The organism is Escherichia sp. MOD1-EC5950, assembly GCF_002965345.1.
Lineage (GTDB): Bacteria > Pseudomonadota > Gammaproteobacteria > Enterobacterales > Enterobacteriaceae > Escherichia > Escherichia marmotae.
On the sequence record NZ_PTSR01000006.1, the window covers coordinates 70856 to 94023 of the forward strand.

Annotated in this window: 18 protein-coding genes; 5 read left to right on the top strand and 13 right to left on the bottom strand. The window is 49.8% G+C overall.

All coding sequences use genetic code 11. From position 1 onward, the window contains the following. Positions 1–29 precede the first annotated feature (29 nt). Entirely contained in the window at positions 30–605 is a 576-nt protein-coding gene (gene nfuA, locus BEA93_RS09260) for a Fe-S biogenesis protein NfuA (RefSeq protein ID WP_000619389.1), read from the top strand. Between the two features lie 361 nt (positions 606–966). After that, entirely contained in the window at positions 967–2283 is a 1317-nt protein-coding gene (gene gntT / locus BEA93_RS09265; protein ID WP_001131743.1) for a gluconate transporter, read from the top strand. Positions 2284–2384: 101 nt separating this feature from the next. Here the strand turns inward: gntT and malQ are convergent, their stop codons facing one another. Both malQ and malP read right to left on the bottom strand, forming a co-directional pair. Next, positions 2385–4469 (bottom strand): 4-alpha-glucanotransferase, encoded by a 2085-nt coding sequence (gene malQ / locus BEA93_RS09270; RefSeq protein WP_016249287.1) that lies wholly within the window; start codon positions 4467–4469, stop codon positions 2385–2387. 9 nt (positions 4470–4478) lie between these two features. After that, on the bottom strand, positions 4479–6872 hold the full coding sequence (malP, locus tag BEA93_RS09275; RefSeq protein WP_000081932.1) for a maltodextrin phosphorylase: 2394 nt from the start codon (positions 6870–6872) through the stop codon (positions 4479–4481). A gap of 623 nt (positions 6873–7495) precedes the next feature. On the opposite strand from malP, the gene malT reads away from it, so the two are divergent. After that, positions 7496–10201 (top strand): HTH-type transcriptional regulator MalT, encoded by a 2706-nt coding sequence (gene malT / locus BEA93_RS09280; RefSeq protein ID WP_000907051.1) that lies wholly within the window; start codon positions 7496–7498, stop codon positions 10199–10201. 42 nt (positions 10202–10243) lie between these two features. Here the strand turns inward: malT and rtcA are convergent, their stop codons facing one another. Both rtcA and rtcB read right to left on the bottom strand, forming a co-directional pair. Further along, positions 10244–11260 (bottom strand): RNA 3'-terminal phosphate cyclase, encoded by a 1017-nt coding sequence (rtcA, locus tag BEA93_RS09285; RefSeq protein ID WP_105224505.1) that lies wholly within the window; start codon positions 11258–11260, stop codon positions 10244–10246. 3 nt (positions 11261–11263) lie between these two features. Next, positions 11264–12490 (bottom strand): RNA-splicing ligase RtcB, encoded by a 1227-nt coding sequence (gene rtcB, locus BEA93_RS09290; RefSeq protein ID WP_105224504.1) that lies wholly within the window; start codon positions 12488–12490, stop codon positions 11264–11266. A 188-nt stretch (positions 12491–12678) separates the two neighbouring features. Between rtcB and rtcR the strand changes: the two genes are divergently transcribed. Continuing rightward, positions 12679–14277, top strand: coding sequence for a DNA-binding transcriptional regulator RtcR (gene rtcR / locus BEA93_RS09295; RefSeq protein ID WP_001232910.1), 1599 nt, complete (start codon positions 12679–12681; stop codon positions 14275–14277). Here rtcR and BEA93_RS09300 read toward each other — a convergent pair. From BEA93_RS09300 to glpE, 3 genes are read right to left on the bottom strand one after another with little or no spacing between them, the layout of a single operon-like run. Continuing rightward, on the bottom strand, positions 14259–15017 hold the full coding sequence (locus BEA93_RS09300) for a DeoR/GlpR family transcriptional regulator (RefSeq protein WP_000815101.1): 759 nt from the start codon (positions 15015–15017) through the stop codon (positions 14259–14261). The genes rtcR and BEA93_RS09300 overlap by 19 nt on opposite strands. 16 nt (positions 15018–15033) lie before the next feature. Further along, the gene (glpG, locus tag BEA93_RS09305) at positions 15034–15864 is read right to left on the bottom strand and encodes a rhomboid family intramembrane serine protease GlpG (protein WP_001517241.1); all 831 of its coding nucleotides are present in this window, start codon (positions 15862–15864) and stop codon (positions 15034–15036) included. A gap of 44 nt (positions 15865–15908) precedes the next feature. Beyond that, on the bottom strand, positions 15909–16235 hold the full coding sequence (gene glpE, locus BEA93_RS09310; RefSeq protein WP_001517242.1) for a thiosulfate sulfurtransferase GlpE: 327 nt from the start codon (positions 16233–16235) through the stop codon (positions 15909–15911). A 189-nt stretch (positions 16236–16424) separates the two neighbouring features. Here glpE and glpD point away from each other — a divergent pair, with 189 nt between their 5' ends. Beyond that, a complete protein-coding gene (gene glpD / locus BEA93_RS09315) occupies positions 16425–17930 on the top strand; it encodes a glycerol-3-phosphate dehydrogenase (RefSeq protein WP_105224503.1) in 1506 nt (501 codons plus the stop codon). 337 nt (positions 17931–18267) lie between these two features. Here glpD and BEA93_RS09320 read toward each other — a convergent pair whose 3' ends face one another. The 6 genes from BEA93_RS09320 to BEA93_RS09345 all read right to left on the bottom strand — a co-directional run bounded on the left by BEA93_RS09320 (position 18268) and on the right by BEA93_RS09345 (position 23168). Beyond that, positions 18268–18732: a hypothetical protein gene (locus tag BEA93_RS09320; RefSeq protein ID WP_105224502.1), complete on the bottom strand. Its 465-nt coding sequence runs from the start codon at positions 18730–18732 to the stop codon at positions 18268–18270. A 3-nt stretch (positions 18733–18735) separates the two neighbouring features. Next, entirely contained in the window at positions 18736–19140 is a 405-nt protein-coding gene (locus BEA93_RS09325) for a hypothetical protein (protein WP_105224501.1), read from the bottom strand. Positions 19141–19161: 21 nt separating this feature from the next. Continuing rightward, entirely contained in the window at positions 19162–20676 is a 1515-nt protein-coding gene (locus BEA93_RS09330) for a PstS family phosphate ABC transporter substrate-binding protein (protein WP_123057411.1), read from the bottom strand. A gap of 81 nt (positions 20677–20757) precedes the next feature. Next, positions 20758–21888, bottom strand: a complete 1131-nt coding sequence (locus tag BEA93_RS09335; protein ID WP_016249294.1) for a fimbrial protein — start codon at positions 21886–21888, stop codon at positions 20758–20760. 13 nt (positions 21889–21901) lie between these two features. Next, the gene (locus BEA93_RS09340; protein WP_016249295.1) at positions 21902–22678 is read right to left on the bottom strand and encodes a fimbrial biogenesis chaperone; all 777 of its coding nucleotides are present in this window, start codon (positions 22676–22678) and stop codon (positions 21902–21904) included. Further along, the gene (locus BEA93_RS09345; protein ID WP_000199134.1) at positions 22644–23168 is read right to left on the bottom strand and encodes a fimbrial protein; all 525 of its coding nucleotides are present in this window, start codon (positions 23166–23168) and stop codon (positions 22644–22646) included. Before BEA93_RS09345 ends, BEA93_RS09340 begins: the two co-directional genes overlap by 35 nt.

A 23168-nucleotide genomic window follows, 5' to 3' on the forward strand; every position in this document is an offset into this window, starting at 1 on the left:
CTAAAATAGTCAACTATTAGGCCATTACTATGATCCGTATTTCCGATGCTGCACAAGCGCACTTTGCCAAACTGCTGGCAAACCAGGAAGAAGGGACACAAATCCGCGTATTTGTGATTAACCCTGGCACGCCTAACGCTGAATGTGGCGTATCTTATTGTCCGCCAGACGCCGTAGAAGCCACCGATACCGCCCTGAAATTTGACCTGCTGACCGCGTATGTTGATGAACTAAGCGCACCTTACCTGGAAGATGCAGAGATTGATTTTGTTACCGACCAACTGGGTTCTCAGCTAACGCTGAAAGCCCCGAACGCCAAAATGCGTAAAGTGGCTGACGATGCGCCGCTGATGGAGCGCGTGGAGTATATGCTGCAATCGCAGATTAACCCGCAGCTTGCCGGTCACGGTGGTCGTGTCTCGCTGATGGAAATCACCGAAGACGGTTATGCCATTCTGCAATTTGGCGGCGGCTGTAACGGTTGTTCCATGGTCGACGTGACGCTGAAAGAAGGGATCGAAAAGCAGTTGCTGAACGAATTCCCGGAACTGAAAGGTGTACGTGACCTCACCGAACACCAGCGCGGCGAACACTCTTACTACTAAGTTATCCCCCTCTTTTGTAGATTGCCCGATGCGACGTTAAAGCGTCTTATCGGGCTACGTTGAACATGTGCCAGACGTTGGCACGGCATTACCTCAGTAAATCTAATCCCTTCATTTCCCCACGATAATATGACCAACCTCTCATAATTTAAATTTACCCCGCTCTGGTGATTCTCAAGCGCATAATGTTACCCGTATCATTCTCATGGGCACCAAACACACTCATAACATTTGACGACACTAATTCGTTTTAGGAGTCATCAGCCGTGGTGCCGTTATATCTCTGTTCCCAGTTGGGACAACCAGGATTTGTCGTCAGAAACCTGACGTTACCCATAACAAATTAAAGGCCAGGTAAATCATGCCATTAGTCATTGTTGCTATCGGTGTAATCTTGTTATTACTCCTGATGATCCGCTTCAAAATGAACGGCTTCATCGCTCTCGTCCTGGTGGCGCTTGCTGTTGGATTAATGCAAGGGATGCCGCTGGATAAAGTTATTGGCTCTATCAAAGCCGGTGTCGGCGGAACGCTCGGTAGCCTTGCCCTGATCATGGGTTTTGGCGCAATGCTGGGCAAAATGCTGGCAGACTGCGGCGGCGCACAACGTATCGCCACCACGCTGATCGCCAAATTTGGTAAAAAGCACATTCAGTGGGCAGTGGTACTGACCGGTTTTACCGTCGGTTTTGCCCTGTTCTATGAAGTGGGCTTCGTACTGATGCTGCCGCTGGTGTTTACCATCGCCGCTGCTGCAAATATCCCGCTGCTGTATGTTGGTGTACCGATGGCCGCTGCGCTTTCCGTAACCCACGGCTTCCTGCCACCGCATCCTGGCCCGACTGCGATTGCAACCATTTTCAATGCCGATATGGGTAAAACCCTGCTGTACGGTACTATTCTGGCAATCCCGACCGTTATTCTCGCGGGTCCGGTTTACGCTCGCGTGCTGAAAGGCATTGATAAGCCGATCCCGGAAGGCCTGTACAGCGCGAAAACCTTTAGTGAAGAAGAGATGCCGAGCTTTGGCGTCAGCGTCTGGACTTCTCTGGTTCCGGTTGTACTGATGGCAATGCGAGCCATCGCTGAAATGATCCTGCCGAAAGGTCACGCTTTCCTGCCGGTAGCAGAGTTCTTAGGTGACCCGGTAATGGCAACGCTGATTGCCGTACTAATCGCGATGTTCACCTTTGGTCTGAACCGTGGTCGCTCAATGGATCAAATTAACGACACGCTGGTTTCTTCGATCAAAATCATCGCCATGATGCTGCTAATCATCGGTGGTGGCGGTGCGTTCAAGCAGGTGTTGGTAGACAGTGGCGTGGACAAATATATCGCCTCCATGATGCACGAAACCAATATTTCCCCGCTGCTGATGGCCTGGTCTATTGCCGCCGTACTGCGTATCGCGCTGGGTTCCGCAACCGTTGCGGCAATTACTGCGGGCGGTATCGCTGCGCCGCTGATTGCAACAACTGGCGTCAGCCCAGAGTTGATGGTTATCGCGGTTGGTTCCGGTAGTGTGATTTTCTCTCACGTGAACGATCCGGGCTTCTGGCTGTTCAAAGAGTACTTTAACCTGACTATCGGTGAGACCATCAAGTCCTGGTCGATGCTGGAAACCATTATCTCGGTGTGCGGTCTGGTAGGCTGCCTGCTGCTGAATATGGTGATTTGATAACACTGACTGCCGGATATGGCGTGAATGCCTTATCCGGCTGCTCTAATGAGTAGGCCGGATAAGACGCATCAAGCGTCGCATCCGGCATTAACCGCACTCTACGTCTTCTTCCCTGCCGCCCTGCGCCGTCTGTCCAAATCCTTCAGTAACTTGTTCACGCCATCATCGGAAAACATCGTCTCAAGGGTTGTAGACAGCTTGCGCCGCCAGTTTTTGTACTGGTAACTGGTGCCAGGAATATTCACCGGTTCCGCCATATCCAGCCAGTCTTCCGGCTGTAGCCCTAACAGAGCGCTGTTACTGTCGGCAATGTACCGCTGCAAACCACGATTAAGCATCGGCGTCATCGACATCAGCGATGCCTTATGTCCGGCACGTTTTGGCAGACAACCATATTTATGCAGCGCATCCAGTAGCCCTTGCTTCGCCAGCTCGCGATCCTGATACAAACCGCGCAGCACTACTTCATCCGGGTACAGCCCCAGCGTTTTGCCCAGCGTTAAATCCCCGCTCTCCCAGTAACCACGCAACGTTGGCAGGTCGTGCGTTGCTGCTACTGCCATCGACTGTTCCGGATACGCTTTCGGTGCGCGGAACGTCTTCTCATGGTCACTTTCGAAATAAAGCACTTTGTAGGAGTAAACCCCGCTACTGCGCAGCTTACCGACAATCTCTACCGGTACAGTGCCGAGATCTTCGCCAATCACCATGCAGCGATGGCGTTTGCTTTCCAGCGCCAGAATAGCGAGCAGATCATCCACCGGATAGTGAACATACGCTCCCTGATCCGCCGTTTCGCCATACGGTATCCACCACAAACGCAGCATCGACATCACATGGTCAATTCGCAATGCGCCGCAGTTTTGCATGTTCGCGCGCAGCAGTTCGATAAACGGTTCATAGGCGCGCGCGGTGATGATATGCGGGTCCATCGGCGGCAAACCCCAGTTTTGCCCTAACGGGCCAAGGATATCTGGCGGTGCGCCAACCGATGCTTTCAGGCAATACAACTCACGGTCACACCAGGTTTCTGCCCCACCTTCCGCTACGCCAACCGCCAGGTCACGATACAAGCCAATCGGCATTTCATAGCCCTGGCTTATCTCCCAGCAGGCGGCAAACTGGCTGTAGGCCAGCCACTGCAGCCAGAGATAAAAATCGACGTCATCACGATGTTCTTCACAGAACTGACGCACTTCTGGCGAGTCTACGTTCTGATACATCTCGGGCCATGCTGGCCAGCCCCAGCGCATTTCGTCTTCTTTTACTTGTTGTGCATGTAGCGCATCAAACGCCGCCTGCCAGAACAGGCTGTCGCCCTGTTCAGCAACAAACTGGCGAAACGCTACCATTTGTCCATCATCACGTTGTGCGAAGACTTTCCACGCCATCCGCAGTGCGGTCATTTTCAGTGCGGTGACGGTAGAGTAATCGACCCAGTCAGTATCCCGCGCCTGTTGCAGCGCCTGTTGCGTAGTCGGCATGTGCCACCAAGCCTGCGCCTCCTCGCTAAGATGGAAATCTTCAACGGCGTTAACATCAATATAAATCACGTTCAGCCAGCGGCGAGAAGACGGGCTATACGGGCTGGCACTTTCCGGGTTTGCCGGATAGAGCGCATGAATCGGGTTCAGGCCAATGAACGACCCGCCGCGTTTCGCCACATCCACCAACATGGCTTTGAGATCGCCAAAATCACCGATGCCCCAGTTTTTTTCCGATCGCAGGGTATAAAGCTGAACGCAAGCGCCCCACAGTTTTTGTTTATTCAACAATGCCTGCGGTTCGTAGCAGCGTTTCGGTGCGACAATCACCCGACAATGGGCGCGCTGTTCGTCCTGGGTAAGCGTCAGCGTGTGATAACCTTCCGGCAGCTTCGCCGGAAGATTGAAGGCTTTGCCACCACTCACGTTGCCTTTGTACTGTGTTCCTTCTTCGGTAGTCAGCAGCCAGCTAAATTCGCCGCTGCCCTCCACCGCCATTGGCATTTTTTTACCGAAGGTATACACCATGACGTTGGGTACTGGCGTTACCGCCACTTTCGTGGCGGTACTCCGATGCATCGCGTCAAGCAAACGCCGTTTGGTTTCGGCGCCAATCGACTGCGGTTTACCGTGGGCATTGATGTAATTGGGGCTGATCCCCGCCGCCAGCGCGGCATTATCCAGACGTTTGCTTTCCATCGAGCTTCCTTAGCGTTTTGCCTGCCAGATACGAGCCTGATAATCGCGAATAGAGCGATCCGAGCTAAACATACCGCAGCGGGCGGTATTGAGGATCGCCGCGCGTGTCCAGGCTTCCTGGTCGCGGTACAGCACATCCACCTGCTTTTGTGCCTCTACATAGGCTGCGAAATCCGCCATCACCAGATATGGATCGCCGCCCTGCTTACCGATACTGTGCAGCATCTGGTCAAACGCATGTTTATCGCCGTCGCTGTATTTACCGCTTTCCAGCTCTTTCAATACTGCATCGAGCTGCTTGTCTTTCTTACGCCATTTGAGCGGATCGTAGCCCTTCGCTTTCAATGCCTTAACCTGCTCCACGGTATGACCGAAGATAAAGATATTTTCTTCACCGACTTTTTCAGCAATTTCGACATTTGCGCCATCCAGCGTACCGACAGTGAGCGCACCATTAAGAGCCAGTTTCATATTGCCCGTGCCAGAAGCCTCTTTCCCAGCAGTCGAGATCTGCTCAGAGATATCCGCCGCCGGGATCAGCATTTCCGCCGCCGAGACACAGTAATCCGGCAGGAACACCACTTTCAGCTTGTCACCCACTTTTGGATCGTTGTTGATCACTTCAGCCACTTTATTGATCGCAAAAATAATGTTCTTCGCCAGATAGTAGCCCGGCGCGGCTTTCGCCCCGAACAGGAACACACGCGGTACGCGGTCAGCTTGCGGGTTTTCGCGAATCTCTTTGTACAACGCCAGAATATGCAGCAGATTCAGGTGTTGCCGTTTGTACTCGTGCAGACGTTTAATTTGGACGTCGAAAATTGCCTGCGGGTTGATTTCAATACCAGTACGCGCTTTTACAAACTCTGCCAGACGAACTTTATTCGCCTGTTTGATTTCGCGATATTGCTGGCGGAATTTCGCGTCATCAGCGAATTTTTCCAGATTAATCAACTGATCGAGATCGTTAGCCCACTCTTTTTTCAGCGATTTATCCAGCAGCGCCGCCAGTGCCGGGTTGCACTGTTTGATCCAGCGACGCGGAGTAATACCATTAGTGACGTTATGGAATTTGTTCGGCCACAACTGGTGGTATTCCGGGAACAAATCTTTCACCACCAGATCCGAGTGCAGCGCCGCCACGCCATTCACCGCAAAGCCGCTAACCACACACATATTGGCCATACGAACTTGTTTGTCATGTACCACCGCCAGTTTCGCCCATACCGCCTTGTCGCCCGGCCAGGTTTGTTCCACCAGCTTCTTAAAGCGGTTATTGATTTCGTTGATTACCTGCATATGGCGTGGCAACAGCGCTTTAATCAGCTTCTCATCCCAGCACTCCAGTGCTTCTGGCATCAGGGTATGGTTGGTATAAGCGAAGGTTTTACTGGTGATTGCCCAGGCGTCATCCCAGCTCATTTGGTGCTCATCTATCAGCACACGCAGCAGTTCAGGAATGGCAATAGTCGGGTGTGTGTCGTTAAGTTGAATGACTTCGTAATCCGCCAGCTCGTGCAGTTTACGCCCCGCCAGATGATGGCGACGAAGAATGTCAGCAATCGAACAGGCGCACTGGAAGTATTGCTGCATCAGGCGCAATTTTTTACCGGCGGTATGGTTGTCGTTTGGATAGAGAACTTTAGTCAGTTTTTCCGCGTTGATGCCCTGTTGTTCAGCACGCAGGAAATCACCGTCATTAAATTTGGTAAGATTGAACGGATGAGCATGAGTCGCCTGCCACAAACGTAGCGGCTGTGCTACGCCGTTACGGTAGCCCAACACCGGAAGATCCCACGCTTGCCCGGTAATGGTAAATTCCGGTTCCCAGCGTCCATCTTTCGTCACTTTGCCGCCAATGCCCACCTGCACATCCAGCGCTTCGTTATGGCTAAACCACGGATAGTTGCCACGATGCCAGTCGTCTGGCGCTTCAGACTGTTTGCCACCGACAAAGGACTGACGGAACAGGCCATACTGGTAGTTAAGACCATAGCCAGTAGCTGACTGCCCAACGGTTGCCATTGAGTCGAGGAAACACGCAGCCAGACGCCCCAGGCCACCGTTCCCCAACGCCGGGTCGATCTCTTCTTCCAGCAGGTCTGTCAGGTTGATGTCATAAGACTTCAATGAATCCTGAACAGCCTGATACCAGCCGAGGTTTAACAGATTGTTGCCTGTCAGACGACCAATCAAAAACTCCATTGAGATGTAGTTAACATGACGCTGATTCGCCGCCGGTTTGGCAAAAGGCTGAGCCCGCAGCATTTCCGCCAACGCTTCACTCACAGCCAGCCACCATTGGTGAGGGGTCATCTCAGCCGCTGAAGTTAAACCATAACGCTGCCACTGGCGTGACAGGGCTTCCTGAAATTGCTTTTCATTAAAAATGGGTTGTGACATAGGAGTTCCAGTTTTCTTAGATATTAAACACAACGTTATCGTTAGTTTGCCAGGCTCCATGTTGACCTTCCTCATCCTACGGGGGATTAGGCGGGGAGGAGTGACGGGGATGAGCAAGAAAATGTGATCGCGCCCACTTAAAGGTAGTGCAATCAACTGCAAAAGTATCAGCTCAGTGCCAGAGAGCGCAGAAAACCTGTTATTAACAGTCAGAAATGGCCGTTGCGTATTATCAAAAAGCGGAAAGTAACTCTATAAATTAAGTAAAGCGGCGAAATAGTTTCAACAATGAAATATCCATCAAAGGGCATCTCATTCTTAATAGATTTATTAAGATCATCTTTCCAGAGAGACCTTTCATCAGGAATTAAGGAGGTTTCATTGCTTTAATGAACCTTTTGGATTAAGGGAAAACACCCTAGGATCCAATATCCACACTGCATTTGCGTTGTTTTAAGATGAGGCATTAATAAACGTTTGGAATTGTGACAGAGTGCAAATTCAGACACATAAAAAATTGTCATCGCTTGCATTGCACAGGTTTCTGGCCGAACTTATAACTATTAATTACGAAGCGCAAAAAAAATAATATTTCCTCAATTTCCACAGTGAAGTGATTAACTATGCTGATTCCGTCAAAATTAAGTCGTCCGGTTCGACTCGACCATACTGTGGTTCGTGAGCGCCTGCTGGCTAAACTTTCCGGCGCGAACAACTTCAGGCTGGTGCTGATCACAAGTCCTGCGGGTTACGGAAAGACAACACTCATATCCCAATGGGCGGCAGGAAAAAACGATTTGGGCTGGTACTCGCTTGATGACGGCGATAACCAGCAAGAACGTTTCGCCAGCTATCTGATTGCCGCCGTGCAACAGGCAACCAGCGGGCACTGCGTCATCAGTGAAACAATGACGCAAAAACGGCAGTATGCCAGCCTGACGTCACTGTTTGCCCAGCTTTTCATTGAGCTGGCGGAATGGCATAGCCCACTTTTCCTGGTGATAGACGATTACCATCTGATCACCAATCCGGTTATCCACGAATCCATGCGCTTCTTCATTCGCCATCAACCAGAAAATCTCACCCTGGTGGTGCTGTCACGCAATCTTCCGCAATTGGGCATTGCCAATCTGCGCGTACGTGAACAACTATTAGAAATTGGCAGCCAGCAACTGGCGTTTACCCATCAGGAAGCCAAGCAGTTTTTTGATTGTCGTCTGTCATCACCGATTGAAGCGACCGAAAGCGGTCGGATTTGCGATGATGTGTCCGGTTGGGCGACGGCGTTGCAGCTAATCGCGCTCTCTGCGCGGCAAAATACCCACTCGGCCCATAAATCAGCGCGCCGTCTGGCGGGCATCAATGCCAGCCATCTTTCTGATTATCTGGTCGATGAAGTGCTAGATAACGTTGATCTGGCGACACGCCATTTCCTGCTAAAAAGCGCCATTTTGCGCTCAATGAATGATGCGCTAATCACCCGCGTGACCGGCGAAGAAAACGGGCAAATGCGTCTTGAAGAAATTGAGCGCCAGGGGCTGTTTTTGCAACGGATGGATGATACTGGCGAATGGTTCTGCTATCACCCGCTGTTTGGTAACTTCCTGCGCCAACGCTGCCAGTGGGAGCTGGCGGCGGAGCTGCCAGAAATCCACCGTGCCGCCGCAGAAAGCTGGATGGCACAAGGCTTTCCCAGCGAAGCTATTCATCATGCGCTGGCGGCAGGCGATGCTTTGATGTTGCGCGATATTTTGCTTAATCACGCCTGGAGCCTGTTCAACCATAGTGAACTGTCGCTGCTGGAAGAGTCACTCAAAGCCCTGCCGTGGGACAGTCTGCTGGAAAATCCACAGTTGGTGTTATTGCAAGCCTGGTTGATGCAAAGCCAACATCGCTACGGCGAAGTGAACACCCTGCTGGCGCGAGCCGAACACGAGCTCCAGGACATCAGAGAAGGCACCATGCATGCAGAGTTCAACGCCCTGCGCGCCCAGGTGGCCATTAACGACGGTAATCCGGAAGAAGCCGAACGACTGGCAAAACTGGCTCTGGAAGATCTGCCTCCGGGTTGGTTCTATAGCCGCATTGTTGCGACCTCTGTGCTTGGCGAAGTGTTGCACTGTAAAGGTGAGCTGACCCGCTCGCTGGCATTAATGCAACAAACTGAGCAGATGGCGCGTCAGCACGATGTCTGGCACTACGCCTTGTGGAGTCTGATTCAGCAAAGCGAAATTCTGTTTGCTCAAGGATTCCTGCAAACTGCGTGGGAAACGCAGGAAAAAGCGTTCCAGTTGATTAACGAACAGCATCTGGAACAGTTGCCGATGCATGAATTTTTAGTACGTATCCGCGCGCAACTGTTATGGGCATGGGCACGGCTGGATGAAGCCGAAGCCTCGGCGCGTAGTGGAATTGAAGTCTTATCGTCTTATCAGCCACAGCAACAGCTCCAGTGTCTGGCGATGTTAATTCAATGTTCGCTGGCTCGTGGCGATCTGGATAACGCCCGTAGCCAACTTAACCGCCTGGAAAACCTGCTGGGGAATGGCAAATATCACAGCGACTGGATCTCTAACGCCAACAAAGTTCGCGTTATTTACTGGCAGATGACCGGCGATAAAGCCGCCGCAGCAAACTGGTTGCGCCATACTGCGAAGCCGGAGTTTGCCAATAACCACTTCCTGCAAGGTCAATGGCGCAACATTGCCCGTGCACAAATCTTGCTGGGCGAGTTTGAACCTGCGGAAATTGTCCTCGAGGAACTCAACGAAAACGCCCGCAGTCTGCGGTTGATGAGCGATCTGAACCGCAACCTGCTTTTACTCAATCAGTTGTACTGGCAGGCAGGGCGGAAAAGTGACGCCCAGCGCGTATTGCTGGACGCATTAAAACTGGCGAATCGCACAGGATTTATCAGTCACTTTGTCATCGAAGGCGAAGCCATGGCGCAGCAGTTACGCCAACTGATTCAACTCAATACGCTGCCGGAACTGGAACAGCACCGCGCGCAGCGTATTTTGCGGGAAATAAACCAACATCACCGGCATAAGTTCGCTCACTTTGACGAGACCTTTGTCGAACGTCTGCTAAATCACCCGGAAGTGCCGGAACTTATCCGTACCAGCCCGCTGACCCAACGCGAATGGCAGGTGCTGGGGCTGATTTACTCCGGTTACAGCAATGAACAAATTGCGGGCGAACTGGAAGTGGCAGCGACCACCATCAAAACGCATATCCGCAATCTGTATCAGAAACTCGGCGTTGCCCACCGTCAGGCTGCGGTACAGCACGCACAGAAACTGCTGAAGATGATGGGATATGGGGTGTAAGCTTGGTCGGATAACATTCCTGCTCCGACTTACATCCCTGCATTATTCAACGCTAACTCGCGTTACATCGTCTGTTTCAGTCAGAGTAAACCGCACAGGTAAGAACCGTTCCACCACCGCGATATTGGTCAGCAGATGGCATGAGGGATGCGCGACCGTAAACGTCCCCGCACCCGCCAACGCCATGGGCAACACCAGTTGATCTGCGAGATATTCACCTACTGCCACCGGACTTGCCAGGTAACGTTTCACTTCTTTAACCAACTGCGCTGCTACCACTTCGGCACTGACGCGCTTTTCACCGACGGCAAAAAAGCGTTCGGTAATATTTTCGCTTTCCACTTCTAGCGAGACGGTATTTCCCGGTCCCTGCTCACGCGGCAAGAGATGGATATTCTGCTCATACAGCGAAAAACTGGCTGCCAGCGCAACGAGTTCACGTTCTCCGACATGCCGTGGCACACCAGCTAATAATACTTCGCCGCGTAATCGCATAACGGTGCCCCGCTCGCCCAGTTGTAACGCGTTTAGTGATGCCACGGGCGTGACTTCCGCTACCACCACACCGCCTCCGGCAGGGTAAAAACCGTGGCGTAACAGCGTGGTTTGCTGATGAATCCCCATTTGTGCCAGCAGAGGTTCCAGCACGCGGCAGATAAAACCCGCGGGCGGCGCCGACGGGTTTTCGGTGCCACCGCTGACTTCTACGCGAGAAGGTCCATCGGCAAACCACAGCGCAGGCAACACCGTTTGCAGCACCAAAATGCAGCTTCCGGCACTACCGATAGCAAAGCGATAATCGCCGCCACGCACATTACCGGGCCGGAAGACCAGGCGCTGCGAACCCAGTTCCGCGCCGTCTACTATAGCTCCGCAAATTTCCGTCGCCGCCTTTACCGCGGTCAGATGCTGGCGCAACAGCCCCGGTTTCGCCCGTCCGGCACGAATGCCTGTGATGGTAAACGGCTTACCGGTTATCATCGACAGACTTAACGCCGAGCGCAGGATCTGCCCGCCGCCTTCGCCCTGTGCACCATCCAGCGCAATCATCCTTTTCATCATTTATCCTTTTACGCACACCACCTGACGCAGGGTGTAGACGACTTCCACCAGATCGCTTTGTGCTGCCATTACTGCATCAATGTCCTTATACGCCATCGGGATTTCGTCGATCACCTCGGCATCTTTACGGCATTCCACATGCGCTGTAGCACGGATCTGATCTTCCACACTAAACAGTTTTTTCGCTTTGGTACGGCTCATCACGCGACCTGCACCGTGGCTGCATGAGCAGAAAGACTCTTCATTTCCCAGCCCACGCACGATAAAGCTTTTCGCCCCCATCGACCCAGGAATAATTCCGTACTGCCCGGCACGCGCAGACACCGCGCCTTTCCGCGTCACATAGATCTCTTCGCCAAAGTGCAGCTCTTTTTGCACATAGTTGTGGTGGCAGTTGATCTCTTCCATTGCCAGCGTTTGCGGCTGTCTCACCGTTTTATGCGTAATGCTCTGCAACGCCGATACCACGTTTTCCATCATCGCATCACGGTTGAGGCTGGCAAAAAGCTGCGCCCAGGCCACTGCTTTCAGGTAATCGTCAAAATATTCCGTTCCTTCAAGGAAGTACGCGAGATCACGTGACGGCAACGTTTCAAGCTGTTCCTGCATCTCTTTTTGCGCCAGGTCGATAAAGTAAGTTCCGATGGCGTTACCAATTCCGCGTGAACCGGAGTGCAGCATAATCCACACCCGATCCGCCTCATCAAGGCAGATTTCAATAAAGTGGTTACCCGTTCCCAGCGTTCCCAGGTGTTTATAGTTATTGGTATTCAGGAAACGCGAGTATTTTTGCGTTAACCACTGATAACCGGCTTCCAACCCGGCCCATTTAACATCGACGTTAACAGGCGGATTTTCCCATGCACCTTTATCACGTTTACAACGCCCGGTAGTACGCCCGTGTGGCACGGCAGTTTCAATTGCCTGACGCAGCTCCGCCAGGTTTTCAGGCAAGTCTGCCGCCGTTAACGCGGTACGCAGTGCGTTCATTCCACAGCCGATATCCACACCCACCGCCGCCGGAATAATCGCCCCTTTGGTCGGGATCACGCTACCAATGGTGGAACCTTTCCCCAGGTGCACATCGGGCATCACCGCAATATGCTTGAAAATAAACGGCATCTTCGCCGTATTTATCAGTTGCTGGCGCGCATCGTCTTCTACCGGCACGCCTTTGGTCCACATTTTTACCGGGGCATTTTCAGTGGTCAGTAATTCGTAATTCATTTTCTTTTTCTCGTTTCGTTGTTTGCTGTCCTGATAATTGCAACCGTCGTGCCAGAAAATTAAATCAGCAGATTAAATCTATAATTAATTGTTTTTATTTAATTAAAAGTACAAAGTCCGTATACGGAGATTTTCTATAAAGCCACTTAACCGATAATGAAATATCGTCTTTTATAAGGATATCTAAGATGCGTAAAACAGTGGCTTTTGGTTTTGTCGGAACCGTACTGGATTATGCCGGGCGCGGTAGCCAACGCTGGTCGAAATGGCGGCCGACACTCTGTTTATGCCAGCAAGAATCATTGGTGATTGATCGACTGGAATTATTACACGACGCCCGCTCACGCTCGCTGTTTGAAACGCTTAAACGCGATATCGCCAGCATTTCACCAGAAACGCAGGTTGTAGGTGTAGAAGTGGAACTCCATAATCCGTGGGATTTCGAAGAGGTCTACGCCTGCCTGCATGATTTCGCCCGTGGTTACGCTTTTCAACCTGATAAAGAAGACTATTTAATTCACATCACCACTGGCACCCACGTAGCGCAAATTTGCTGGTTTTTGCTGGCAGAAGCGCGTTACCTGCCCGCCCGACTGGCGCAAACTTCCCCGCCGCGTAAGAAAGAACAGCCGGATAGCGCAGGCGCAGTGACGATTATTGATCTCGATTTAAGCCGTTATAACGCTATCGCCAGCCGCTTTGCCGAAGAACGCCAGCAAACGCTCGATTTTCTTAAGTCAGGCATCGCCACGCGTAACCCACACTTCAACCGCATGATTGAACAGATCGAAAAAGTAGCGATTAAATCCCGCGCGCCAATCCTGCTTAATGGCCCGACCGGCGCGGGCAAGTCGTTTCTGGCACGACGCATCTTCGAATTAAAACAGGCACGGCATCAGTTTAGCGGCGCGTTTGTTGAAGTGAACTGCGCCACGCTGCGCGGTGATACCGCCATGTCGGCGCTGTTTGGTCATGTGAAAGGTGCGTTCACCGGCGCGAGAGACGCGCGGGAAGGGTTATTACGCAGCGCCAACGGCGGCATGTTGTTTCTTGATGAAATTGGCGAACTGGGCGCAGATGAACAAGCCATGTTGCTGAAAGCCATTGAAGAGAAAACTTTTTATCCGTTTGGCAGCGATCGCCAGGTGAGTAGCGATTTTCAGCTTATCGCCGGAACGGTGCGCGATTTACGCCAGTTGGTCGCTGAAGGGAGATTTCGTGAAGACCTGTATGCGCGGATAAATCTCTGGACCTTCACTCTGCCAGGACTACGCCAGCGTCAGGAGGATATTGAGCCTAACCTGGATTATGAAGTGGAGCGCCACGCCTCACTCACCGGCGATAGCGTGCGTTTTAACACCGAAGCGCGGCGCGCATGGCTGGCTTTTGCGACATCCCCCCAGGCAACATGGCGCGGTAATTTTCGCGAACTTTCTGCCAGTGTTACGCGTATGGCGACGTTTGCCAATAGCGGACGCATCACTCTGGAAGCTGTGGAAGATGAGATTCGCCGTCTGCGCTATAACTGGCAGGAGAGTCGCCCTTCGGCACTTACGACGTTGCTGGGCGCAGAGGTGGAGAACATCGATCTCTTCGACCGAATGCAACTGGAAAACGTGATTGCCATTTGTCGCCAGGCAAAATCGCTTTCCGCCGCCGGACGTGAACTTTTTGACGTTTCGCGCCAGGGCAGAGCCAGCGTTAATGACGCGGATCGGCTACGCAAATACCTGGCGCGTTTTGGTCTGACGTGGGAATCGGTACTGACTCAGCACAGTTCCAGTTGAATATGATGGTCCGTCAGCACCTGCATCACCCCCGCAGGCGGCATGGTGTCGGTGTAAACGGCATCGACCATGCTGATGCTGCCCATGTTTACCATCGCATTACGGCCAAATTTTGAGTGATCGACAACCAGCATAACGTGGCGCGAGTTCTCAATAATGGCGCGTTTGGTGCGAACTTCATGGTAATCGAACTCCAGTAACGAGCCGTCGCTGTCAATGCCGCTGATCCCAAGAATGCCGAAATCGAGGCGGAACTGAGAGATAAAATCCAGCGTCGCTTCGCCAATGATCCCGCCATCGCGGCTACGCAATTCACCACCGGCGAGAATAATGCGGAAATCTTCTTTCACCATCAGCGTATTAGCGACATTGAGATTGTTGGTGACAATGCGCAAATTGCTGTGATTGAGCAGCGCGTGCGCCACCGCTTCCGGCGTGGTGCCGATATCAATAAACAGCGTCGAACCGTTGGGGATCTGCTCGGCCACTTTACGGGCGATACGCTCTTTTTCTTCGGTCTGGGTAGCTTTGCGATCGTGCCACGGCGTGTTAACCGAACTGGAAGGCAGCGCCGCGCCGCCATGATGGCGCAGGATCAGGTTCTGTTCCGCCAGTTCATTGAGGTCACGGCGAATAGTCTGCGGGCTGACGGAAAAATGCTCTACCAGCTCTTCGGTGCTGACATAGCCCTGCTGCTTAACCAGTTCGATAATACCGTTGTGTCGTTGTGTTTGTTTCATTTATAAATCCCTGGAATTATTTTCGTTTTCGCGCATTGAGCGAATCAACAAAAGCCATCGCTAAACCCACGGCTAACCCGGCGATGTGTGCTCCATTCGCCATCGACATCCCAAACAAATCAAACCATCCGGCAACAATCCAGATCAGCGCAAAGATGATTAACCCACGTTGCAGGTAAATACCGCTTTGCGGATCGCGCTCGCCGCGTAGCCAGACGTAGCCCATCAGTGCATAAACCACACCGGAAAGCCCGCCAAACCACGGCCCACTGAACTTTTGCTGCACATAGCCGCTTAGCAGGGCGCTGATGAGAGTAATGACTATCAGCTTACCGCTACCGAGGCGTTTTTCCACTGCGCCACCGAGATACCACCACCAGAGCAGGTTAAAGAGGATATGCATCAGCGAGAAGTGCATTAACGCATGCGTGAAGTAGCGCCAGAACTCAAATTTCAGCGTCGGATCGAATGGCCAGGCCAGCCATAACATCACTTCCTGATCGCCAAGAATTTGCATGGCGATAAACACCAGCACGCAGGCAATCATCACTACCCAGGTGACCGGGCCTGCACGTTCACGCAAAGTGGCAAAGAAAGGAAAACGGCGATAGTGCAGGCCACTACCGGTATGACCTGACTGCCAACTGGCGGCGAGATAACGCGGATCTGCCGGGTTTTCGAGAAAACGCGCCAGCTCTGCCCGCACGCGTTCGGCCTGGGATTCATCCGCCAGCCAGACATCGCTTTGGTTATGTTGTTGAATCGTGAGGATAACGCCCTGTGTCGCCATGTAATCAACAAATGCCTGCGCCACGCGGGGGTTAGCAAAAGAGGTAATCATCAACATCGTTGCTGTCGCTTATTCCACACAAAAGGGGACAGTATAAAGCGTTACGCGCCGTAAGCCACCTCTGCGGGAAACTGACGCTGCCAGGCTTCAAAGCCACCATCGATACTGTAAACCACATCATAACCCTGTTGCAGCAGATACTGCGCCGCGCCTTTGCTGCTATTACCGTGGTAACACATCACCATTACCGGGGTATCGAAGTCATTTTCGCGCATGAACGCACCCAGCGTGTCATTGGTTAGATGGAAAGCCTGCGCCGCATGCCCCATTGCGAAACTTTGTGGATCGCGAATATCGACCAGCACCGCTTCTTTTTCCTGCAACTTCTGGTGCGCGTCGGCAACGTTAATACATTCGAACTGATCCATGCGTCTCTCTTTCTTTACAAACAAGTGGGCAAATTTATCGCACAGTTTACGTCGGAGCGGCAGATAAACGCCATAATGTTATGCATATCACTCTAAAATGTTTTTTCAATGTTACTCAAAGCGCGTTTGTTTGCTATTATGTTCGATAACGAACATTTATGAGCTTTAACGAAAGTGAATGAGGGCAGCATGGAAACCAAAGATCTGATTGTGATAGGTGGCGGCATCAATGGTGCTGGTATCGCGGCAGACGCCGCTGGACGCGGTTTATCCGTGCTAATGCTGGAAGCGCAGGATCTCGCTTGTGCGACATCTTCCGCCAGTTCAAAACTCATTCACGGTGGCCTGCGTTACCTTGAACACTATGAATTCCGTCTGGTCAGCGAGGCGCTGGCAGAACGTGAAGTGTTGCTGAAAATGGCCCCGCATATCGCTTTCCCAATGCGTTTTCGCCTGCCGCATCGCCCGCATCTGCGTCCCGCGTGGATGATTCGCATTGGTCTGTTTATGTACGATCATTTGGGTAAACGAACCAGCCTGCCGGGATCAACCGGTTTGCGTTTTGGCGCAAATTCAGTATTAAAACCGGAAATTACGCGCGGATTCGAATATTCCGACTGTTGGGTCGACGACGCCCGTCTGGTATTAGCCAACGCCCAGATGGTCGTGCGTAAAGGCGGCGAAGTGCTTACCCGTACTCGTGCCACGTCTGCCCGCCGCGAAAACGGTTTGTGGATTGTGGAAGCGGAAGATATCGATACCGGCAAAAAATATACATGGCAGGCTCGCGGCCTGGTTAACGCCACCGGTCCGTGGGTGAAACAGTTCTTCGACGAAGGAATGCATCTGCCCTCACCTTATGGCATTCGCCTGATCAAAGGCAGCCATATTGTGGTGCCGCGCGTGCATACCCAGAAACAGGCCTACATTCTGCAAAACGAAGATAAACGTATTGTGTTCGTGATCCCGTGGATGGACGAGTTTTCCATCATCGGCACCACCGATGTGGAATACAAAGGCGATCCAAAAGCAGTGAAGATTGAAGAGAGTGAAATCAATTACCTGCTGAAAGTGTATAACACGCACTTTAAAAAGCAGTTAAGCCGTGACGATATCGTCTGGACTTACTCCGGCGTGCGTCCGCTGTGTGATGATGAATCCGACTCACCGCAGGCAATCACCCGTGATTACACCCTTGATATCCATGATGAAAACGGCAAAGCACCGCTGTTGTCGGTATTTGGCGGCAAGCTGACGACCTATCGTAAACTGGCGGAACACGCGCTGGAAAAACTGACGCCGTATTATCAGGGTATTGGCCCGGCGTGGACGAAAGAGAGCGTATTACCTGGTGGAGCCATCGAAGGCGACCGCGACGACTACGCAGCCCGCCTGCGCCGCCGCTATCCGTTCCTGACTGAATCGCTGGCACGTCATTACGCACGTACTTACGGCAGCAACAGCGAACTGCTGCTCGGCAATGCGGAGGCGATAAACGATCTCGGGGAAGATTTCGGTCATGAGTTTTACGAAGCGGAGCTTAAATATCTGGTTGACCACGAATGGGTCCGCCGCGCCGATGACGCTCTGTGGCGTCGCACGAAACAAGGCATGTGGCTGAATGCAGAACAACAATCTCGCATGAGTCAGTGGTTGGTGGAGTATACGCAGCAGAGGTTATCGCTAGCGTCATGATTTAACGTAAGCAGGCCAGGTCAGATTTCAATCTGACCTGAGACTGATGACAAACGCAAAAGCGGCCTGATGCGCTACGCTTATCAGGCCTACGTGGTTCATGCAATATATTGAATTTGCATGGTTTTGTAGGCCGGATAAGGCGTTCACGCCGCATCCGGCATGAACAAAGCGCACTAATTCCATTTGGTTGTCCTTTATTATTAACGGACAGTTTAAACTGTCAGGATAAACCTATCCTCTAGATGATATCTATTCAAAATCCGTGCAATAAAAAACTGTGCAAGGCTATTGAGAATGTCAGGAGTTTGTTGATAAATTCATTATTTCATAACGCTCATTCATTAACGCTATGTAGAAACACAGAAATATGGGACTCTATCCATCGTATCATTTCATTATGCCTGAAGCAGACATTCTCACCGTTAATTTTTCCACATAAACCAAAACCATTAAAATAGATATCACATTTTTTATTTTGATATGAAGTGATATTCACGCGCCACCTCAGATTAGTAACATTTTCCTCTTGTTCAGCATAATCCATCTGTAATAGCTCAACAATTTTTTTACTTTCTTTATCATCAAGCTCAGTGATTTCAACCTTGTATTTATAAATTTCATTCAGCCGTCCCTCATCAATTGAAACTGGCGAAGTGTATCCCTGCGGATAATTTATAATCTCTAGTTTATCTACACGATTACCTATGTGGCATAAATCGTTCACTTTGCCTTCGGCAACTGCGGATCCGGCGTAAATCATAAGCAAAACCGTTAAAGCTTTTTCTATTTTTTGTTTCATATTTTATTGAGTAACATTAACAGAGTCGTTTAGCGTTGATTTCTCCCTGTTGCCATCATCACTCCAGTAAATTAATTTATCGATATTATAATCAGGGTAAACTGCATATGATGTTGAAATATTTAACCTGTCCTCAAACGGACTTTTCGCGCTCACTCTCAATAAAACAGAAACTGATGGTCCTCTGACTTGATTCTCTATATCCGGGCAACGAAAAGCATAATATTGGTACAAGTCAAATTCATTTTCTGAATAATACTCAGACAAATTAATTCCGGGGTTAATTTGCTCTCTTTCACAAACTAATGTGTAATGCAGGAAAGGCGGTGAAATACTCTGGTGTGCAGCATTACTCTCAGGAAGAAAGAGTAAGCAACTGCTGATAGGTAATAAAATCTTCATATCCATATCTGCCCCCTGTTTACTTTATTATTTAATATCTGATAACGTTTTATACAGCGGCACATATCCCACATCTTCTACCAGGCTCTGCCCTTGTGGCGTTAAAAACCACTCCACCAGTTTTTGTGTTTCTGACGTTGTATTTTCCCGCGTCACCATGAACGCATCGACGATGTACGGATATTTGCCGTTGCGAATGTTTTCCGCAGTCGGCGCAATGCCGTTAATCGCTAATAATTTTATATTCTTATCAGCATTCATTTGCGTGGCGTAATAGCGGAAGGTGTAACCAATTGCGTTGTTTGTATTACGGTATTCGGCAACGACTTTAATCATTCCTTCCATCACACTTGCTACTTCTGTTTCCTGCGGAGAGATCATGCGGATATTTTTCATGACCTGTGATTGCATCACCGTCTGACTACCCGAGTCTTCCGGGCGTTGCCAGGTCTGAATCTCCTGATCATTACCGCCAACCGTGCGCCAGTTGGTAATTGCGCCACTGAAGATGTCACGCACTTGTTGTTCAGTCAGGGAATTAACCGGGTTATCCGCATTGACGATGAAAACAAATGCTTCGCGAGCAAAAGGTGTGTGCATCAAAGTAACACCTGATTCCTCTGCACGTTTTTTCTGCCCACCGGAAGGTTGAGCCACAAAAATAATATCAGCGTCTCCCTTAACGATTTTGTTATACGCCTCCGGCGTGCGAGAGTTCGCCAAATATTCCCGGGTGTGTAAATCTTCCGGTATTACGCTTAACGCATAAAATGCAGAGGCATAAATTGGGTACGCTGCCGTAGCGCCATCGAGTCGCGGCCAGTTTTGCGTAAACTGGATTTGTGGTTTACCACGCAGCGCTGTAAGTTGATTATTGAGTTTATCGGGTCGCCAGGCCCAGGTATCAATATTTTCGCGTACACCAACGCCGGGATTGAGCTGTTTATATAAATAAGCCTGATAACCAGCGACAAAACCAAGCATGAGAAGGATAAACAGGAGAGAATTACGGCAACGTAGCCCGGATGTGCCGGTTAAAGAATGTCTGGTTGGCCAGGCGTATCCCAGCGAAAAACTGATATGCGCCCCAACGGGAATTATGACTATCCACCAGAACTCACCACCAACTAATGAGACTAACAAAACGCCCATCCAGGGAAGCATAAGGTTTGCCAACCAATCTGCTCCCATCTGGCGAAATTGATAATCTGCCAGATGTAGCGTGATTATCCAGCCAACCAGGATTAATAGTGCCGGTAACAGAAAAAAGCATTGTCGCCAGGCGGCTATTTCTCTTTTTTCTGGAGCGCTATCGCCCGCCCATACTCGCCCCGAGAAAAATAGCATTATCGCGCCCAGCGCCAACATAAAAATGTTAAGCAGAAGGTAAATTGTTGGCGTGAAGAGTAAATTGCAAACCTCAAGAATGGCGGTAAGTCCGACCCCCAGCATGGCAACAACCGCTGCCAAAAATTGCGTCAGTATGGGGATGCCGAAAAAAGTCATTACCAGCGAGGTCAAAATCCATTTTCCGTTTTGCATATTATTCATCCTTGCTGTTACTGCGCTTTATTTTGCACCGATGGCTAAAAGCGGGCTAATCCGATTCTGTACTCACACACATTACTGATATTCCACCCGCAAAATAGCCAGGGCGTTATAACGACCCGCAGCAGGTAGCCGCCCTGTGGTACTGACGGGGAGAGACAGAAAAGTCACGTCTGCCGTCTGAGCTGACGCAGCCCGGTTTTCAACTAACTTAAATGGCACGCCAACATGCGCAGCCAGCTCATTCAAGTCTACGGACTCCTGTTGGCTATCCATAATCATAATGCCAACGTCTGGGTTATCCTCCGCCTGAATAATGCTTTGCCGACCATTAACATCTCTCGTTGATGAAATATTGCCATCAAAAACCAGCGTCATTACGGCATCAATATCTTTATTTGTACAGTTTATCGGAATAGTGGTTGCAACCGGGGAAACGCCCGTTGGCTTCACTCCAGCACCAGCCCGACTTAGCTCACTGGCCCAGACATCCGGCATATTAACGGTAAAACTGGTGCCCTCATTAATTGTGCAACCTTGTGGAACCTCAATATTTAAGTTACCAATATAAGCATTAAATACAGGAACTGGTCCGTGCTCCGTTGGGAACTGGCTGACATACAAAGAAACCAGCAGCACGTTATTTATTGAGATGTCGGATATTATTTTTTTATCAAGTCTGATTTTTATATAGCCTTCTGTTCCGGATGACCAACTCGATGGTTTACTTCTGTCTGCTGGATAATTGGTGCTATAGTTTTCAAAAGGAACTGTCTTATCTGTCATTGTTTCATTTCTCTTATAGAGTTTTATATGTGTTGAAACCGATATCTCATGAGTCAAGGGGATAAATATATCGCTTCCCTGATGATCACCAGACGCACCTGATGGGTCTATGCCAGATGTGGCTGTAAAATAAACCTCGTAATCATCCAGGGAATTGCAATACGCTTTATAAGTCCCTATTTTCCAGTTCTGCACTGGTAATATTTTTCCGGGAGAATTATTATTAACATCTGAGACAGTAACAGTACCAAAATTATAAGAAAATGTCGCAGGAGTAGTATTATTCCCTGGCTTTCCAGGATAACAAAAAGCGCGATCCCGTCCCATATCTTCTGCATACACGATGTTATAGCAACTACTGATTAAAAGAAAAAACAATATACAAATTACTTTTATATTTCCCCAGAAATAAGTTAACATTCTGCTTCTCCAGTTATCCATGTATCGCTACTGCACCCATAACATTATTTTGCAAAACATTTAATTTCACGTTACATACAGGTAAGGCATTATTATAAAGATCCAACGTTTGCCAGTTAACCTCACAATATCCTTGCCGCAAACACCAATTCTGTTGACGATGGCTAAATGGTGCGACCATGCCACCATTTATGCTTTTACCATCAATAGATAAATTATAGAGTGTCACATACCAGGGGGTAGGGTTAAAAATGGTGACAGTTTCATTGTTTCGCGACCAACGTAACTGTTTATAAGCGTCAAGTGGATTACCTGATAATGTCTCCGGGCGATAAAATATTTTCATCCTATTGCGTACGGCTACCTGGAGTTGATTTTCGTTCTTAAGCTGTGAGTTTGGTTCCTGAGCAGGTAACGCTGCAATATTCAGTATAAATAAACTCTCACGATCTGCAGGTAACTGGCCACCCACGTGATTAATTCTTATTTTGGTATGTTTATCTTGTTTAAGTACTAATAATGGTGGCGTCGCAATAAATATCTTATCTGGAAGTAAAGGCTGGGATTCCACTGTCCCTTTTAACTGACGTCCATCATCAGGTGTCACGGAAATTTTAACCAACATATCTTTACTGGCAGTATTTTTAAGCTCGACCGATATTGATGACTGCTTTTCTGGGTAAACAAAACGGGTACTGCCAACGACAACCCCTGCTTGCGCATTTGTGCAACATATTAAAAAGAATATCAGCACATTAATCATAAGTGACGATAAAGGAAACTGATGCATTCGCATCTCCTGGTTGTACATCATTTTTTATGGCTTTATAAGCCGCAAAGAAATGCAATGTGTTATCTACCAATGGCGTAAGAGCATAACTGGTGCTTATTATACCATTACTAATACTTTGTCTGTTGTTATCAAAAATAGCCAGCGCTAACCCCTCAACAGATCCCTCATCCAGTTTATACAGGGTGGTATCTTCACTTACTGATGTTCCATCAAATTTGATATTGGCATTACTGACATCACTGCCACAGCGGGTTAATTTTATAGAGAAGTCAATTTTTTCAGTGACATCTCCTGAATTTCTAACCCTATAACTGGGCACATCTGGCATGTTGACCGTAAAATTTTTAGACTCATCGGCAACAATGCAAGTCTTTGCCGTTATTATTCCTTCTATACGTACAACACCTGTATGCGTTGTATCATCAGCAATGGATGATATTGATATCACAGAGAATAACAAAGCAATTAAATTACAATAGCGCGTCAT

Coding starts and splice junctions, on each gene's coding strand:
- nfuA (WP_000619389.1), top strand. CDS start 30: ATGATCCGTATTTCCGATGCTGCACAAGCGCACTTTGCCAAACTGCTG.
- gntT (WP_001131743.1), top strand. CDS start 967: ATGCCATTAGTCATTGTTGCTATCGGTGTAATCTTGTTATTACTCCTG.
- malQ (WP_016249287.1), bottom strand. CDS start 4,469: ATGGAAAGCAAACGTCTGGATAATGCCGCGCTGGCGGCGGGGATCAGC.
- malP (WP_000081932.1), bottom strand. CDS start 6,872: ATGTCACAACCCATTTTTAATGAAAAGCAATTTCAGGAAGCCCTGTCA.
- malT (WP_000907051.1), top strand. CDS start 7,496: ATGCTGATTCCGTCAAAATTAAGTCGTCCGGTTCGACTCGACCATACT.
- rtcA (WP_105224505.1), bottom strand. CDS start 11,260: ATGAAAAGGATGATTGCGCTGGATGGTGCACAGGGCGAAGGCGGCGGG.
- rtcB (WP_105224504.1), bottom strand. CDS start 12,490: ATGAATTACGAATTACTGACCACTGAAAATGCCCCGGTAAAAATGTGG.
- rtcR (WP_001232910.1), top strand. CDS start 12,679: ATGCGTAAAACAGTGGCTTTTGGTTTTGTCGGAACCGTACTGGATTAT.
- BEA93_RS09300 (WP_000815101.1), bottom strand. CDS start 15,017: ATGAAACAAACACAACGACACAACGGTATTATCGAACTGGTTAAGCAG.
- glpG (WP_001517241.1), bottom strand. CDS start 15,864: ATGTTGATGATTACCTCTTTTGCTAACCCCCGCGTGGCGCAGGCATTT.
- glpE (WP_001517242.1), bottom strand. CDS start 16,235: ATGGATCAGTTCGAATGTATTAACGTTGCCGACGCGCACCAGAAGTTG.
- glpD (WP_105224503.1), top strand. CDS start 16,425: ATGGAAACCAAAGATCTGATTGTGATAGGTGGCGGCATCAATGGTGCT.
- BEA93_RS09320 (WP_105224502.1), bottom strand. CDS start 18,732: ATGAAACAAAAAATAGAAAAAGCTTTAACGGTTTTGCTTATGATTTAC.
- BEA93_RS09325 (WP_105224501.1), bottom strand. CDS start 19,140: ATGGATATGAAGATTTTATTACCTATCAGCAGTTGCTTACTCTTTCTT.
- BEA93_RS09330 (WP_123057411.1), bottom strand. CDS start 20,676: ATGCAAAACGGAAAATGGATTTTGACCTCGCTGGTAATGACTTTTTTC.
- BEA93_RS09335 (WP_016249294.1), bottom strand. CDS start 21,888: ATGTTAACTTATTTCTGGGGAAATATAAAAGTAATTTGTATATTGTTT.
- BEA93_RS09340 (WP_016249295.1), bottom strand. CDS start 22,678: ATGCATCAGTTTCCTTTATCGTCACTTATGATTAATGTGCTGATATTC.
- BEA93_RS09345 (WP_000199134.1), bottom strand. CDS start 23,168: ATGACGCGCTATTGTAATTTAATTGCTTTGTTATTCTCTGTGATATCA.